The organism is Salinivibrio sp. MA427 (assembly GCF_001996115.1).
GTDB lineage: Bacteria > Pseudomonadota > Gammaproteobacteria > Enterobacterales > Vibrionaceae > Salinivibrio > Salinivibrio costicola.
Map to the genome: position 1 here is coordinate 1 of NZ_MUFH01000009.1, position 16,905 is coordinate 16,905.

General features: G+C 50.5%; 14 protein-coding genes. 13 read left to right on the top strand and 1 reads right to left on the bottom strand.

Annotation, left to right across the window (positions count from 1 at the left end; all coding sequences use genetic code 11):
• Positions 1 to 134: 134 nt before the first annotated feature.
• The 9 genes from BZG79_RS01910 (at position 135) to BZG79_RS01950 (ending at position 11,389) form a co-directional block, all read left to right on the top strand.
• A complete protein-coding gene (locus BZG79_RS01910; protein WP_077678648.1) occupies positions 135 to 2,729 on the top strand; it encodes a TonB-dependent receptor in 2,595 nt (864 codons plus the stop codon).
• 58 nt (positions 2,730 to 2,787) lie between these two features.
• Complete coding sequence (locus tag BZG79_RS01915; protein ID WP_077646496.1) at positions 2,788 to 3,549, top strand: DUF3450 domain-containing protein; 762 nt, start codon at positions 2,788 to 2,790, stop codon at positions 3,547 to 3,549.
• A gap of 2 nt (positions 3,550 to 3,551) precedes the next feature.
• Positions 3,552 to 4,904 (top strand): MotA/TolQ/ExbB proton channel family protein, encoded by a 1,353-nt coding sequence (locus BZG79_RS01920; protein ID WP_077646495.1) that lies wholly within the window; start codon positions 3,552 to 3,554, stop codon positions 4,902 to 4,904.
• Positions 4,905 to 4,913: 9 nt separating this feature from the next.
• Entirely contained in the window at positions 4,914 to 5,444 is a 531-nt protein-coding gene (locus tag BZG79_RS01925; protein ID WP_069361943.1) for a MotA/TolQ/ExbB proton channel family protein, read from the top strand.
• Positions 5,445 to 5,463: 19 nt separating this feature from the next.
• Positions 5,464 to 5,871, top strand: coding sequence for a biopolymer transporter ExbD (locus BZG79_RS01930; RefSeq protein WP_069361944.1), 408 nt, complete (start codon positions 5,464 to 5,466; stop codon positions 5,869 to 5,871).
• A 3-nt stretch (positions 5,872 to 5,874) separates the two neighbouring features.
• The gene (locus tag BZG79_RS01935; protein WP_069361945.1) at positions 5,875 to 6,504 is read left to right on the top strand and encodes an energy transducer TonB; all 630 of its coding nucleotides are present in this window, start codon (positions 5,875 to 5,877) and stop codon (positions 6,502 to 6,504) included.
• Positions 6,505 to 6,514: 10 nt separating this feature from the next.
• Positions 6,515 to 7,729: a tetratricopeptide repeat protein gene (locus BZG79_RS01940; RefSeq protein WP_077773626.1), complete on the top strand. Its 1,215-nt coding sequence runs from the start codon at positions 6,515 to 6,517 to the stop codon at positions 7,727 to 7,729.
• Positions 7,730 to 7,844: 115 nt separating this feature from the next.
• Positions 7,845 to 9,938, top strand: coding sequence for a prolyl oligopeptidase family serine peptidase (locus BZG79_RS01945; RefSeq protein WP_077773610.1), 2,094 nt, complete (start codon positions 7,845 to 7,847; stop codon positions 9,936 to 9,938).
• Positions 9,939 to 10,078: 140 nt separating this feature from the next.
• Complete coding sequence (locus BZG79_RS01950) at positions 10,079 to 11,389, top strand: MATE family efflux transporter (protein ID WP_077646491.1); 1,311 nt, start codon at positions 10,079 to 10,081, stop codon at positions 11,387 to 11,389.
• A gap of 205 nt (positions 11,390 to 11,594) precedes the next feature.
• Here BZG79_RS01950 and BZG79_RS01955 read toward each other — a convergent pair whose 3' ends face one another.
• Complete coding sequence (locus BZG79_RS01955; RefSeq protein ID WP_242414112.1) at positions 11,595 to 12,698, bottom strand: glycerophosphodiester phosphodiesterase; 1,104 nt, start codon at positions 12,696 to 12,698, stop codon at positions 11,595 to 11,597.
• Positions 12,699 to 12,977: 279 nt separating this feature from the next.
• Here BZG79_RS01955 and gmk point away from each other — a divergent pair, with 279 nt between their 5' ends.
• From gmk to trmH, 4 genes are all read left to right on the top strand, one after another.
• Positions 12,978 to 13,601: a guanylate kinase gene (gene gmk, locus BZG79_RS01960; RefSeq protein WP_025744374.1), complete on the top strand. Its 624-nt coding sequence runs from the start codon at positions 12,978 to 12,980 to the stop codon at positions 13,599 to 13,601.
• Between the two features lie 114 nt (positions 13,602 to 13,715).
• Positions 13,716 to 13,988 carry a DNA-directed RNA polymerase subunit omega gene (gene rpoZ / locus BZG79_RS01965; RefSeq protein ID WP_077461490.1) on the top strand — a complete coding sequence of 91 codons (273 nt, stop codon included), beginning with the start codon at positions 13,716 to 13,718 and terminating at the stop codon, positions 13,986 to 13,988.
• A gap of 27 nt (positions 13,989 to 14,015) precedes the next feature.
• Positions 14,016 to 16,115, top strand: coding sequence for a bifunctional GTP diphosphokinase/guanosine-3',5'-bis pyrophosphate 3'-pyrophosphohydrolase (gene spoT / locus BZG79_RS01970; protein ID WP_077773612.1), 2,100 nt, complete (start codon positions 14,016 to 14,018; stop codon positions 16,113 to 16,115).
• An 84-nt stretch (positions 16,116 to 16,199) separates the two neighbouring features.
• Positions 16,200 to 16,901: a tRNA (guanosine(18)-2'-O)-methyltransferase TrmH gene (trmH, locus tag BZG79_RS01975; protein WP_077773613.1), complete on the top strand. Its 702-nt coding sequence runs from the start codon at positions 16,200 to 16,202 to the stop codon at positions 16,899 to 16,901.
• Positions 16,902 to 16,905: the final 4 nt, after the last annotated feature.

The following is a 16,905-nucleotide window of genomic DNA, read 5'->3' on the forward strand; positions in this document are numbered from 1 at the left end:
AGTTGATATATCGGTACTTGATTTGACGCCCAGACGAAACATTGGGTATATCTTGCTGTCATGCGCGCTCAAGTAATGGAGTTGTCTGAGTCAGCGCATTTATAAGACCGTTAAATGACAGGGAGCAATCAAGGATGAAGATAAGAACAACGGCACTGTCTGTTGCCATTGGTCTGGCAGTCGGATCAGTCACATTCGCCTCAACCGCCATCGCGGACGAGTCTCAAGAACAAGCGCAAGAACTGCAGAAACTGAAAGTAACGGGATCGCGGATCACACGCGCTTCCATGGAAGGCAGTACGCCTGTCGCAGTTATCGGTGAGGCCGAAATTGCACGTGCGGGTGATGTGTCAATTGCTGATGTTTTGCGCAAATCAAGTTATAACTCCTTCGGATCTCTCAGCGAAACGTCGGGCTCGAGCGCGCAGAGCCAAGCAACGATGTCACTACGAGGCTTAGGCGGTAGCCGTACACTGATTCTCGTTAACGGTAAACGCCTGCCTGGCTCGGCTGCGATGGGGGGCGGTCCTGCGAATATTAACGCTATTCCTGCCGCCTCCGTGGAGCGTATTGAAATCATGGCCGATGGTGGCTCAGCGGTTTACGGCTCTGATGCCGTCGCAGGCGTGGTCAATATTATATTAAAAGACAGTATTGATGGACTCAATGTGACCTTCGGTGGAGGCATTCCAGACCGAGAAGGGGGCGATGAGAAAAACGTGTCTATATCAGGTGGTACATCGGGCAGCGATGGAAGCCTAATGTTCACCTTTGAGCATGATAGCAAAGACGAAATTTATCTTCGCGATCGTGACTTCTTGCGTTCTAAAAATACCGATGCCACTAGCTTTGATGATATGCGAGGGGTGAGTGTTTACGGCCGTAATGTGTTTCATGCAGGATCAATAAAACCGATCGCCGGCACTGAGAACAATGGAGAGTGTAAAGACGGATTTGTTGGTGAAGCTGTCTATCCTGGGCTGGGGACCGTGTGCGGCTATGATTACACGTCTGAAGCGGCTAAAACCGCGTCACTTGAACGTAACACGCTGTTTGTTAATGGTGATTTGGCCTTAACTGATTCGACTACCTTTACCTCTCAGCTGCTGATTAACCGCAATGAAAGTTTCGGTCGTTTTGCCCCCGCAGCCGGTACCTTTTCGGTTGATCCAACAACAACCGGCGGCGGACAATTCTTTACTGATAATGGCCTCGATCCTGCTGACGGACCCGCAACGGTTTATTATCGGTTCGACAAAGTCGGGACACGCGATAATACAGTGACCGATTTTCAAGCWGACTTGAATTTTGGTTTAGACGGTTATTTTGCCACTGAGGCCTTTGGCGAAGTGATCTGGGAAACCGGTTATCACACCAACTATTCACAAAGTAGTGAAACAGGTACCGGCTATGTATTTAAAAGCCCTGCCGAACAGCTCGCCAATGACGGTGAATTTGTTGATGGTGAGTTCACGGACAAAGCAGCCGATATACTGAATGCAACAACGTCTCGCGACACAGAGATGGAGATGCATCAATTCACCGGTGGGTTGCAATTTGATGTTGCCGAAATCGGTGGGGTTAACGTTCCTCTCTATCTTGGCTCTGAGTTTACAAGCTACGAGTATTCAGACACTTATGATTCACAAAGTGAAGCAGGCAATATCATTGGTAGTGCAGGTAACTCAGCCGCCGGTGACCGTGAAACTTTCGCGCTGTTTGCCGAATCTGTGCTGTACCTGACTGATGATTTAGAGATGAACTTAGCAGCACGCTATGACGACTATAGCGACTTTGGCAGCGAGGTTTCACCCAAGATTTCATTTCGTTATCAACCACAAGATAATCTAATGTTCCGAGCCGGTGCAGGGATGGGCTTTAGAGCGCCTAAGCTGTCAGATCTTTACGCTGCTGATTCACAATCTAGCGATTACGCTAAAGACTATGTCTCATGTGATGCTAATGGCACAGCTGATGCTGATTGTCCTGAGCGTCAATATGATGTGATTCGTAAGTCCAACAAAGATCTGGATGCCGAAGAGTCAGTTTCATTTAACTTTGGCGTTAGCTACAGCCCGCTTGAGAACCTTGATTTGGTTGCAGACTATTACAATATCTCGATTGAAGACACCATTGTCTTAAATGAATTGCAGTCAATGATTGACGAGGCACGTTCAAGCGGCCAACCAAACCCGAACATTACTCGTCAGGGCGGAAAAATAGTCAGTGCAGATGCCGAGTGGCTTAACTTGGGGACACTCGATACATCGGGGATCGATCTTAAGGCTAACTATGCGCATGACCTAAACATTGGTAGTGTTCGTTACGATTTCAGTGGTACCTATGTGCTTGACTATAGCGAACCTGAGTTCGTTAATGGTCCGGTTAATAACCAAGTGGGCCGTAATGGATTGCCAAAATATCGTTTCCAAAGTGGCGTTGGCTTCAACTACATCGATACCCACGATATCTATTTATCCGCGGATTATATCGACAGCCAAGCTCAAGATATTGACAAGGATTATAACAAGACAGGACACATCACTAGCCAAACCACATGGAACCTGGCCTATACCTACCAGGCCCCATGGGAAGGCCAGCTTTCAGCCGGTGTACGTAACCTGACTGATGAAGATCCATCTTTTGAGAGTGATGGCGTCACCTACAATGAAGATCTATACAGCATTCAAGGCCGTGTTTTCTTCTTTAAATATTCTCAAAACTTCTAACTCAAACCTGGCGCGGCCTCGCCGCGCCTTATTTCTCCACAATTAACAGGTAACGGATATGGTACGTAAGGGATTAAATAACGCCATTCTCAGTTCTCTGTTGCTGACGAGCTCGTTTGCGATGGCTACCTCTACCGATGACGTGGTGTCAGCGGTAGAAAGTAAAAATAACGCAGGGCAAGCATCGCAACAAAAAATTGATCAATACAGCGAACAAACCGACAGCATGCTGGCCGAGTACAAAGCCGTACTGCGTCAGCTCGATAGCATGCGGGTATATAACAACCAGCTTGAACGAATGGTGAGCTCGCAAAATAACGAGCTCGCGTCATTGGAAAAGCAAATTGACCAAATTGATCAAACCGCGATGGAAATCGTGCCGCTGACACTCAAGATGATTGATTCACTCGATCAGTTTGTGCAGCTCGATTTACCTTTCCAATTAGACGAACGGGAAAAACGGATTGCCAGCCTCCACGAGATGATGGACCGCGCGGATGTCACCACATCAGAAAAATTCCGTCGCGTGCTCGAGGCTTACCAAATTGAAGAGGGCTTCTCACGTAACATTGAGGCCTACAAAGCCAGCATGGCACGTAATGGTGACACCAAAACCTATGACTTTCTTCGCATAGGTCGAACGGCACTGTTCTTCCAATCGCCCGATGGTGCCGAAACCGGCATGTGGAATAAGCAAACTAATCAATGGGAAGCCTTACCCGAAGGCTACAGTGATGCAATTACGCAAGGGCTGCGGATTGCGAAAAAACAAGCGCCACCCGCATTGATCGAGCTACCTGTCTTTACAGGGGAGAAGTAATCATGAAAGGAATCAAGTATCTATTTGCAGGGATTGCCGCGGTCGCGTTATCGCTAAGCCACGTGCAAGCCAATACCTTGGATGAGCTACTCAACCAAGTTAAAAGCGAACGTGTCACCGAATCGCAACAAAACCGCGAACGTGAAGCCGCGTTTTTAGCCGATAAAGACAACCAAGCGGCGCTATTGGCCAAAGCCAAACAAGATCTCGCCTTCGAATCGCAACGAGGTGAAGATCTCAAAGCGACCTTTGATACCAATGACAAAACCCTCACCGAGCTTAGTGAGACCCTGCGCCAACGCTCGGGATCACTCGGTGAGATGTTTGGCGTCGTTCGCCAGTTCTCCGGCGAATTTAACGGCTTATTCAGCGCCTCTCAAAACGCGGTGCAATTTCCTGAGCGGGAAGCACTGCTAACTAAACTTGCTGAAAGTAAAGAGCTGCCGTCGATTACCGAACTCGAGCAGTTTTGGCAGATCATTATGGAGCAGATGATCGTCTCAGGTGACACCTCGACCGTACCGGCCACTGTGGTGTACGGCGAAGGCAGTGAAGCCCAAGATGATGTCACTTTGATTGGTGAGTTTAATGCCATTGCCAATGGTAAATACCTGACTTATGAGCCAGAAACCGGCAAGTTTGAAGAGTTAGCGCGCCAACCCGCAGGTACAATTCTCTCTAATGTTGCCGCGTTTGAATCTGCCTCAAGTGACTATGCCCCCTTACATATCGACCCATCACGCGGGGTGATTCTGTCCTTACTGGTGCAAAGTCCAAACGTTCAAGAACGTATCGATCAAGGCGGGATTGTCGGTTATATCATTCTCGCCATGGGTGCTGTCGGCTTGCTGATTGCCCTGCTCTGCTATCTGCGTCTATCCGTCATTGGTAACAAAATGCGCAAGCAGAAGAAAAGTGAAGAAGCGATTGGTAGCAACCCGCTGGGTGAAGTGATCACGGCCTATAAAGAGCACCAAGGTGCCAGTCTCGAAGATCTAGAAGCCAAACTAGACGAGATCATCATGCGCAATGCTCCAAAAATTGAGCGCTTTATCGGATCGATCAAGTTATTTGCATCGGTGGCACCGCTACTCGGCCTACTCGGTACAGTAATGGGGATGATTGGGACCTTCCAGGCGATCACCCTATTTGGTACGGGCGACCCTAAACTGATGGCTGGCGGCATTTCCGAAGCCTTGGTGACTACCATGCTTGGCCTTGTCGTTGCGATTCCTTTGTTGTTCCTCTACACCTTTGTCCACAGCAAAGGCCGTCGACTGGTTCAAACGCTTGAAGAGCAAAGCGCTGGCTTTATTGCGCGTTACCAGGAAAAGCTTCACACCGCTGAAAGCTAAGGAGATGTCATGCAATGGATACTCTCTGAACTAGAGTCGATTCGACACTTTCTCGGTATGGGCGGCGATGTCCTCGTCGCCATTTTTATCCTGAGTGTCTTTCTATGGTGTGCATTATTGGAGCGTTGGTTTTACTTTATTTTTGTGGCACCACGCGCGGCCAAGTCGGTCGTCACACAGTGGCAACAACGCAAGGACCATAAAAGCTGGGCGTCTAAGCGGATCCGTGAGGAGCTAGTCTCCCAACGTGATATTGAAAACAAGCGCGGACTGCCTATTGTCAAAGTACTGATCGCCATGTGTCCTTTATTGGGCTTACTTGGCACCGTGGTAGGGATGATTCACGTCTTTGATACGTTAGCCGTGGTAGGCACAGGCAGCCCACGAGCAATGGCTTCAGGGATTTCCAAAGCCACTATCCCGACGTTAGCGGGCATGGTTGCCTCTTTATCAGGGCTGTTTTTTAGTACCCGGCTGGATCACCTCGCCAAATTATCCACGCGCAAGCTTGAAGATAAGCTTAAGCATGTTACCTCGTAAAAGGATTTAAGGTAGCGATATGAAACGACGTTATAGCAATGAAGGCAATGAAGAAGCGGCAATCGACATGACTCCCATGTTGGATATCGTTTTTATCATGCTGATCTTTTTTATCGTCACCACCTCATTTGTGAAAGAGGCTGGGATAGACGTCAATCGCCCCAGTGCCAATACCGCACAAACAGTCAGCAAAGGCAACATCATGGTTGCGGTTGGTCCTGCTGGCGATGTATGGGTGGACAAACGCCGCGTCGATGTTGATGCCGTACGCGCCAATATTGAGCGTTTACGAGCGGAGAGCCCAGAGGGCGCGGTTGTTATCCAAGCCGATCAAGAGGCCAGTGCGGGTGTGGTTGTCGATGTGATGGATCAAATTAAGATGGCCGGAGTCGATAGCATCTCGATTGCAGCGAAAAGCAAGGACTAGCGTATGCGTTATTTGGCGTCAATAGTGATCGCGCTGTTCGTCTCGCTGGGGCTTTTTTGGGGCATGGATAAAATTGTCAACAAAGAACGCCATGAGCTAGCTTCTGATGACGATCAGCGAATCATCGAATTTGTACGGATCAAACCCGAAGAAACGGTTAAAGAGAAAAAGCGTGAGCTTCCTAAGCCGAAACCGCCGAAAAAGCCACCACCACCACCGGAAATGAAAGTGACATCAACGGTGAAGCCGCAAATGGACCAGGTAGATTTAGATATGCCTGACCTGGATTTACCCGTCAATGTCAGTGGCGGATCGGTGCTGGGGCATTACAGCCAAGGCGGCGGCGGAGTGAGCGGCAACCAAGGGCCGACACCGCTTGCCACCTTCTTACCGCAAATGCCACGTAAAGCGGCACGCGCTGGGCTAGAAAAAGGCACAGTATTGCTTGAGTTTACGGTGAATGAGCAAGGCGGCGTCGAAAACGTGGCGGTGCTCAAAGAAGATCCGCGCCGCATGGGACTTCGCCGCGCGGCGCAAAAAACCGTTAAGCAATGGCGCTTTAAACCTAAAGTAGTGGACGGCGCCCCCGTTAAAGCTCGACTTTCTCAAGAAATAGAGTTTTCAATTAACTAGGATGGCCATCATGGAAAAAAAACTGACACGGATGTTGGCACTGGCCTTATTTGCCGCCAGTTTATCAAGTGCTAGCTATGGTGCGGATACGCCTGAGCTGTCCGATCGCACGTACCGTACCGTGAACAAAGTACAAAAATACATTGCTAACGAGACGTATCAAGAGGCGAAGCAAGAGCTGGCATCGGCACTCGAGCGTCGCGGTAACAAAAATTATGATCAGGCCGTACTTTTACAACAACTCGGCTATATCTACTCAATGGAAGATAACTATGCCAAAGCGGTCACCTATTTCGCCAAAACGTTAGAGGTTGGCGCCCTGCCCGTCGCGGTCGCGCAGCAAGTGCGGTATAGCTTGGCGCAGCTGTATATGGTGCAAGAGGACTTTGGCAAAACAATCTCACTCATGCGTCAGTGGTTCGAGATACAACTCGCTGAGGGTGAGGAAAAACCCGACGTCATGAGTTATATGACCCTGGCAAGCGCGTACATACAGCAAGAGCAGTTTAAGCAAGCGATTCCCGAGATAAAGCAGGCCATTGCGCTTAGTGATACGCCGAGTGAATCTTGGTATATGATGCTGATGTCGGCCTATTATCAAACCAACGATTTGGCAAACACGGCACAAGTGTTAACGACGCTGACCACAATCAACCCGACGAAAAAGCAATATTGGAAACAACTGTCCGGTATTGAAATGGAAAGGAACGATGAAGCGGCAGCTCTGGCCGCTTTGGAGTCAGCTTATAGCTTGGGGTTACTCGATAAAGAAAAGGAAGTGTTGAGACTGACAGACTTTTTAGCCTACCAGTCGATTCCTTATCGCGCAGCGACAACCCTTGCCCAAGCGTTAGACGCTGGCATTGTCGAGCGTACCCATGGTCACTTAAAGAAACTCGCGCAGTATTGGCATCAAGCCAAAGAGTTACCGGAAGCGATCGACGCGTATCGTGCGGCTTATCGCATAGATAATGACCCGAAAACCAAACTAAAGATTGCGCGACTGATGGTACAAGACCAACAGTATCAAGCCGTTATTCCCTTTGCGGACGACAATCAAAATATCGCTGGCGATGTACGCGCAGAGCTCGAGTACTTAAAAGGCATGGCGTATTTTGAGCTTGAGAATCACCAAGCGGCACTGAAAGCGATGAAACAGGCGGCGCAGTCAGAGTCACTCAAACCGATGGCGTCGCCATGGATCGCTTTTTTGAGTAATAGTTAAATCCCACCACTGCCGTTTCGGCTTACGTTGAACCTTTTTCGACGCCGAGCATTTTGTGCTCGGTTTTTTTCTGTGTATTGACACACCCACTGACAATGACGTCGGGAGAATCACGATGACAAATAAAACCAAGTGCCTGTCAGCGGCAGCACTGGCCATGACGGTTGCGAGCGCACACGGGGCTGAGCAAGCGGATCCTTACCTATGGCTTGAGGACGTCGAGAGCAAAGACGCGCTCGAATGGGTCAAAAAACACAATGGCCAAACGGACGCTTATCTGGAAAAAAAATCGCAATATGATGCTTTTTATGACGACAGTTTGGCCGTGCTTAACGCACAAGATCGGCTTGCCTACCCGACACGGCGGGGCACCTTCTACTATAATTTCTGGCAAGACGATACCCATGTTAAGGGCATTTATCGACGCACATCGGCGCAAAGTTATGCACAAAAGGCGCCTGAGTGGGAAACCGTCATTGATATCGATGCTCTGGCACAGCACGAGCAAAAAGATTGGGTGTTAAAAGGGGTCGATTGCTACGCGCCTGACTATCAGCGCTGTATGGTCGCCCTCTCTCTCGGCGGCGCCGATGCGACGGTGAAACGTGAATTCGATATGGTCGACAAGGCATTTGTCCATGATGGCTTTACACTGCCCGAGGCCAAAAGCGGGACCACCTGGCTGGATCACGATCACTTGCTCGTAGCCACTGATTTTGGGCCCGATAGCTTAACGGACTCGGGCTACCCACGCACCATCAAACAATGGCAACGGGGCACGCCATTATCGGAAGCGACAACCTTGTACCAAGGCGCTACCGACTCGGTATCCGTCAGCACCATGACATTACGTGATAGCCACAGCCGAGTCACCTTGATTGCAGAGGGTATGACCTTTTATTCACAAAAGCTCTTTTGGCTAAACGCAGACGATCTGGTGCCGTTGGCATTACCTGCAGATAGCGAAGTCATGGGTTATTTTGAGGGGCAATTATTTTTCCAGCTTAAATCTGACTATCGCCAAGGTGAACGCACCTTCCCGCAAGGCAGTGTTGTCTATGCCTCAATGACAGAGCTTGCCAAGCCGACCCCGGATTATCAATCACTTGTAAAACCAACGGCGTCTGCCAGTATTGAAGCGCTAGACGTCACGGCCGAGTACCTTGTGGTCAGCTGGCTCAATGATGTTACGTCGCAAATACAGCTATTCCGTCCACAGGATACTGGCCAGTGGCACACTCAGACGGTGGCAATAGAAGATAATGCAACGCTCTCGGTCTTTAATGCGACACCTGAGCACCATGATTTTTTTGTCGACGTAGCCAGCTTTCTGATCCCACCTTCGATTTATCAAGTGACCCCAGATCGCCAAGATCCCCGCGTGATTAAATCGACTAAAGCCAAGTTTAATGCAGACGATCTTCAGGTGACACAGCAGTTTGCAACATCAAAAGATGGCACCGCCATTCCTTATTTTATCGTGGCGAAAAAGTCACTCGACCTGGATCAGTCCCACCCGACATTGTTATATGGTTACGGTGGATTCGAGGTCAGCTTGACACCGCACTACAGCGCGGTAACGGGAAAAAACTGGCTCGAGAAAGGGGGCATCTATGTCCTCGCCAATATCCGCGGGGGCGGCGAGTATGGGCCCGCTTGGCATCAAGCGGCACTTAAAGATCAACGCCATAAAGCCTATGAAGATTTTGAAGCGGTGGCAGAAGCATTGATCGCGTCAAAAATCACCTCACCAGCCCACCTTGGCATTCAAGGCGGCAGCAACGGCGGGCTTTTGGTCGGCGCAACCGCGATGCGACGGCCCGATCTTTACAACGCGGTCGTGTGCCAAGTCCCCCTATTGGACATGCGCCGCTTTAACCAGTTGTTGGCCGGTGCTAGTTGGATGGCAGAATATGGAAACCCCGATAACGATGCCGATTGGGCATATATTCGTACTTATTCGCCTTATCATAATATTAAAGCTGAAACGGCTTATCCGCGCATATTTTTTACCACATCAACCCGCGATGATCGCGTTCATCCTGGCCATGCGCGCAAAATGGTCGCGAAAATGCAGGAGATGGGGCATGACGTGCTCTATTTTGAAAACATGGAAGGCGGGCATGCAGGCGCATCAAACAATACCACCCGTGCCAAGATGCTCGCGCGGACCTATACATATCTCGCCGACCAGCTCGGCATGGAGTAACTCGCACATGGCGTCCATCAACCATAAGTCCCCTATTTATTAGGGGTTGGTAATTTTTAGCATTCCTCTACAATTGGTGCGACTATGCCGAGCATGCCAATGCTCGGCTTTTTTCACCCTATTAATGTAAAGAGTGCCTGATGGAATCCGTTTCTCGCGCCAAGCGCCTCTTCTCTACCACCCTACCGATGCTGTTTGGTGTGCTGTCACTGATGAGCTTTCAGTTGGTCGATAGTGCCTTTATTGGTCAATTGGGTGTACTCCCGCTCGCCGCACAAGGTTTCACCTTGCCGATTCAGATGATCATTATCGGGTTGCAAGTTGGCCTCGGCATTGCGACCACAGCGGTGATCTCGCGCGCGCTCGGCGCCGATCAGTGTCGCTATGCCAAGCAATTAGGCGGTCTGATTTTATTTATTGGCACCACAGGCGTGGCATTGTTTGCCGGCTTGCTCTATGCCTTGCGCCATCCGATCTTGCTGTTACTCGATGCGCCGGACAAGGTGTTCCCGGTGATTGATACTTATTGGCAAATTTGGCTCGTCAGTGCCTGGACAGGGGCGGTGCTTTACTTCTTCTATAGCTTGGCTCGCGCTAATGGCAACACAGTGTTGCCCGGCTCCATGATGGTGGTTACCAGCTTATTAAACCTTATCCTCGATCCTATCTTTATTTTTTGGCTCGATTGGGGCATCAATGGCGCGGCGGTGGCCACTCTGATTGCCTTTGGCGTAGGCATTGCCATTGTCGCCCCTCGCGTACTCGGCAAAGGTTGGGTTTCTTTTGACTGGCATGACGTCAACGTTAAGCAAAGTATAGGATCGATTGGTCACATTATGGGGCCAGCGATGATCAGCCAGCTGCTACCACCCGTCTCATCGATGCTGGCGACCAAGTTACTTGCGAGTTTTGGCTCAACCGCGGTCGCCGCTTGGGCATTAGGCTCGCGGTTTGAGTTTTTCGCGATTGTCTCGGTACTGGCATTAACCATGTCGATGCCACCTATGGTGGGTCGTTTGCTGGGTAAAGGCGATTTAACCGAAGTGCGCCATTTGGTCAAGTTAGCGTGTCAGTTTATTCTCGGCTTTCAATTGCTGATCGCCGTGGTCACTTGGCTTGCCGCCGCTCCCCTCGCCGACTTGATGACCAGCGATCAACAAGTTACCGATATCTTGCACACTCATCTTACGCTAGTACCCTTTAGCCTGGGCGCGCTGGGGGTGTGTATGTTGATGGTGTCAATTACCAATGCATTAGGCCGCTCATACACCGCCCTAACCATTTCTGCGCTCCGCCTATTTGCGTTTTTCCTGCCCTGCCTTTGGTTAGGGGCACAAATTGGCGAGCTGTTTGGCCTATTTGCCGGTGCCTTAATCGGTAACCTACTTGCGGGCGCGGTGGCTTATGGCATGTACCGACGTACGCTGGCTAAACTCATGGCGAGCGAGTAGATAGCCAAAACGTTAACCTTGGGGCACCGGCTCAGTTCGCACACAGACACGCCGTCAATCCATCCCTGGAGGCTCCGCCGCGCCATCCATGGCGCGGAGGGTCTGTTTAGCGAAATAAGCCGAACCCTATCTAGCGTTTGCCCCCAACGAAAAAGCCCGCTAATAACAGGCGGGCTCAAAGGGTAAATACAATTAACGCGCGGGGTTAATAACCCAGTTGCATTAAGGTTGCTTCAATGTCTTTACCGTCGCTATCCGTTAACGTTTTCACCGCCATATTAGGACGATTGGTAAAGAAGCCATCCACACCGCGATCACGGTAGCGAATCATGTCCTCGCGATCATCCAGAGTGTACATGTGCATCAGCAAGCCTTTTTCATGGCTCATGTCCACCATCCAGGTCTTCGCTAGGTCCATATAGCTAAATTGGCTTGACCAGGCATCATCGAAGTTGGCTTGGGTACCTGAAGGCCCTACACCGATGGCACCGTTTTGTTTGGCGTAATCGAGCCACTCTGCGTAGTCCGCTTTCGAGGCTACTTCCTGACGCGCGTAGTACTGGGCGTAAGATTCGTCATCCGCTTTCGGTGCGCTATCTTTGGTCGGAATGTAGCCATCACCTGCCCATAGCAGCAAGATTTTTGGCACATTCGGCATCACATCTTGCAGTGCTTCAAGGCTCGATTTATTGAAGGTTTGCAGGACCACTTTGCCCTTGGCGTCCTTATCTAGCCAACCGTGTTGGGTTAAATCTTGTTTCAAATCTTCTTCAATGCCAGGGAAGAATTCAGGCACCTTGGTCTCGATGTAAAGTCCTGGCTGATGGGCGCAGCCTTCGGCGATTTCTCGGACCTGGTCAAGTGTCACCAACTTCAAGCCACGAAAGCTTTCGCGTGCGCGTTCGGGATAGGTTTGGTTATACCAGCTACCGGCATCCAGTTTTTCCAGCTCTGCCCACGTAAAGGTGTTGACCGGATCGTCAGCACGCTCAGGATAGACGGTCTCAATATTGGTGTTGCGCTTGAGGTTGTCGTCATGCACGGCGATCAGTTTGCCGTCTTTTGTACGCTGCAGGTCCAGCTCGAGGTAATCCGCGCCCACTTCACACGCAAGCTGATAGGCTGGCAACGTGGATTCTGGCGCATTGTAAGAGTCACCACGGTGAGCAATCACCGCATGATTAGTAATGCCAAGTTGTTCGCTCAGCGCACTGTCACTGGCTTGAGCAAAAGAAGAGAAGGATACGGCACTGGCTACACTCAGGGCAGTAGCTGTCACGCTCAGGGTCGCTTTTAATGATGTGTTCAACGGAAACTCCTTAATGTCGTTGAAATTGGCGAGATAATTAAACGCTTGTTCAATTATCGAGACAGCATAGCAAAACCTTAATTTAAAGAGAAAAAGCATTGCTGATAACACCAAGTCACGCTACTCCCCTCCGAGATTGCAACTAATCCCGTTCAAATTGCGACAGGTTCGTGCTACCCTGCGCGCCTCCCACGGGAGACAAACATCTATTCGTCGATCGACTCCCATACGCATACGCTGTACTGCGGATGGGCATCAGCCAGTGAAAGTGATCAATCCATGAGCCAAGGTACGCTTTACATTGTTTCCGCCCCGAGTGGCGCGGGCAAATCTAGCCTGATTTCAGCGCTACTGAATGATAATCCTCGCTATGACATGAAAGTGTCGGTATCGCACACCACCCGCGCCATGCGCCCGGGAGAAGAAGATGGCGTGCATTATCACTTTGTTGAGGTAGAAGCATTTAAGGCCTTAATCGACCAAGGTGCTTTTTTAGAGCATGCAGAGGTATTCGGCAATTATTACGGCACGTCCAGGGTCTGGATTGAAAAAATGCTTAACAATGGCGTCGATATTTTTCTTGATATCGATTGGCAAGGTGCCGAGCAAATTCGTCAGCAAATGCCTGCAAGTAAGAGTATTTTTATTTTGCCGCCAAGCCGTGAAGAGCTGGAACGACGCTTGACAACGCGTGGCCAAGACAGTGATGAGGTCATTGCCACACGCATGCAAGAGGCACGTTCGGAAATCTCTCACTATGCTGATTATGATTACCTGATTATTAATGATGACTTTGACGTCGCATTAATGGATATTAAGGCCATCGTCCGCGCAGAGCGGATGGGGCAAACCAAGCAAGCCAGCAAATATCATACAATGATCGACGACCTGCTGGCCGACTAACCCAAATATTGAGACGTGGCCGCATTGCAGCACAAAGCTAGCAATAGGTCGCGGCCTTTTGTATACTTTTCGGTCATTTTTAATGACCTGTTTATTACATAGCTGGAGTCCTTCATGGCACGCGTAACTGTTCAAGACGCCGTTGAAAAAATTGGTAACCGTTTCGATCTCGTTCTGGTTGCGGCTCGCCGCGCCCGCCAAATGCAAACCGGTGGTAAAGACGCCTTAGTTGCAGAAGAAAACGACAAGTACACTGTGCTCTCTCTACGCGAAGTAGAAGAAGGACTGATTAACAAAGAAGTACTCGACGCCCGCGAGCGTCAAGAGAAGCAAGAGCAAGAAGCCGCCGAAATGGCAGCGGTTAGCACCATTTCTGGTCAACGTTAAACGCGTCATTTATCAGGGACAGGCCGTTTGTATTTATTTGATAGCCTGAAAGAAGTTGCTAGTCAATATTTGCCGGAGTCACAGCTTGAAGCGCTCCGGCAAGCTTACCTAGTAGCACGGGATGCCCATGACGGGCAGACTCGTTCAACGGGCGAACCTTACATCATTCACCCCATTGCGGTAGCACGGATCCTGGCAGAAATGCGTTTGGATTGTGAAACCCTCATGGCGGCGTTATTGCACGATGTCATTGAAGACACCGAGGTCACCAAAGACGATCTGCAGCAGCGCTTTGGTGATGTGGTGGCTGAGCTGGTTGACGGCGTGTCTAAGCTCGACAAGCTCAAATTCCGTGATCGCAAAGAAGCCCAAGCCGAGAACTTTCGCAAAATGGTCATGGCCATGGCGCATGACATTCGCGTTATTTTGATCAAACTCGGCGATCGTACCCATAACATGCGCACACTGGGCGCCCTACGTCCGGATAAAAAGCGTCGTATTGCCCGCGAAACCCTAGAGATTTTTGCCCCACTCGCTCATCGTTTAGGTATCCATAATATAAAAGTCGAGCTCGAAGAGCTGGGCTTTGAAGCCCTCTACCCCAATCGCTATCGCGTGCTCAAAAAAGTGATTGCGCAAGCTCGGGGAAACCGCAAAGAGATGATTCAAAAAATCCATGCGGAAATCGAAGGGCGGCTTGAAGATGCTGGCATTGAGGCCCGTGTACTGGGCCGAGAAAAAAATCTCTATTCCATCTACAACAAGATGAGAAACAAAGAGCAGCGTTTCCATACCATCATGGATTTGTATGCGTTTCGGGTGATCGTGCGCGATCTCGATACCTGTTATCGGGTGCTGGGGCAAATGCACAGCCTGTATAAGCCTCGCCCTAGCCGCGTCAAAGATTATATCGCTGTTCCCAAAGCGAACGGCTATCAATCACTGCATACGTCGATGATCGGCCCCCACGGTGTCCCGGTTGAAGTGCAGATTCGTACCGAAGATATGGATCAAATGGCGGATAAAGGGGTCGCGGCACACTGGGCTTATAAAAACGGCTCCGATCGTCCATCGGGAACCACCGCACAAAAACGTGCGCAACGATGGATGCAAAACATTATCGAGCTGCAACAAAGTGCCGGCAGCTCGTTTGAGTTCATCGAAAGCGTTAAGTCAGACCTTTTCCCCGATGAGCTTTACGTCTTTACGCCGAAAGGGCGAATTGTCGAGCTGCCGGTCGATGCGACCGCGGTCGATTTTGCCTATGCAGTGCATACGGATGTCGGCAATACCTGTGTCGGTGCGCGAGTTAATCGTCAGCCCTATCCGCTCAGTCAGCCGTTAAAAAACGGCCAGACCATCGAGATCATCACTGCGCCAGGCGCGCGCCCCAATGCCGCTTGGCTTAACTATGTGGTCACGGCACGGGCGCGTACCAAGATTCGTCAGGTACTGAAAACCATGCGTCGGGAAGAGTCGGTGACCTTAGGCCGCCGCTTACTCAATCATGCGCTTGGGGAACAAAACTTGCCGGACATCGACGCCGCGCGAGTCGATACCGTGTTAAGCGATCTCAAGCTCAAAACCAGCGACGACTTACTCGCCTCGATTGGTTTGGGTGAACTCATGAGCGTGGTGATAGCACGTCGCTTACTGAATCAAGACCCGGCCGCGCCTACCGAAGGTAAAATGCCGATTCGCGGTGCCGATGGCATTCTAGTGACCTATGCCAACTGTTGTCGCCCCATTCCAGGCGATCCTATCATTGCCCATGTTAGTCCCGGCAAGGGGTTGGTGATTCACCGTGAAACCTGTGCCAATATTCGCGGCCATCGCCAAGAGCCGGATAAGTATATGCCGGTGGAATGGGCGGATGATTTTGAGCAAGAGTTCAGTACCCGCGTCAGAGTCGATATGCAAAACCATCAAGGCGCGTTGGCCGATTTAACCAACACCATTGCCTCAACGGGCTCCAATATCCAAGGGCTCTCCACTGAAGAGCGTGATGGTCGCTTGTACACTATCTTTGTTCGATTAACGACCAAAGATCGGGTTCACCTTGCCAACATTATGCGCCGCCTGCGGGTGATGCCCAATGTAGTGAAGGTCAGCCGCCAAAAGAACTGATCGTCGCGATACATTATTATTGTCTGTCGCCCACCCTTTTGGTGGGCGCGTTTGTCTTTCGTCTGTCATTTACGGAATTGAATCATGACACCTGAACGCTTTGAACGCATTCATCAGGTGCTGGCAAAGCGCCAGCCTGATCTCACTGTGTGTATGGAGCAAGTCCACAAGCCCAATAACATTTCTGCCATCATTCGTACTGCCGATGCGGTGGGCATTCATCGTATGCATGCGGTATGGCCAGAAGGCACCAAAATGCGGACCTTAGGCGGTACATCTGCCGGTTCACGCAATTGGATTGACGTGGTCACCCATAACACGACCGCGGATGCTTTTGAGGCCATGCAAGCGCAAGGCATGCAAGTATTGGTCACTAACCTATCGGAAACGGCCATCGACTTTCGTGAGGTTGATTACACCCGACCAACCGCCATTATCCTCGGCCAAGAAAAACATGGCATCAGTCGCGAAGCGCTCGATAAAGCCGATCAAGACATCCTCATTCCAATGGTGGGTATGGTACAGTCGCTGAACGTGTCAGTGGCTAGCGCCTTGATTTTGTACGAAGCGCAACGACAACGCCAAGCGGCAGGCATGTACCAGTTGGCGAAGACACGCTTGCCCGACGATGAAGTGCATCACATCCTGTTTGAGCGCGGTCATCCGGTGCTCGCCCGCGTGGCCAAGCAAAAGGGGCTGCCTTATCCGCCACTCGATGGCAATGGGCAAATTATTGCTGACGATACATGGTGGGCGAGCATGCAGGCGGCAAAACACGCGCGTTAATCGC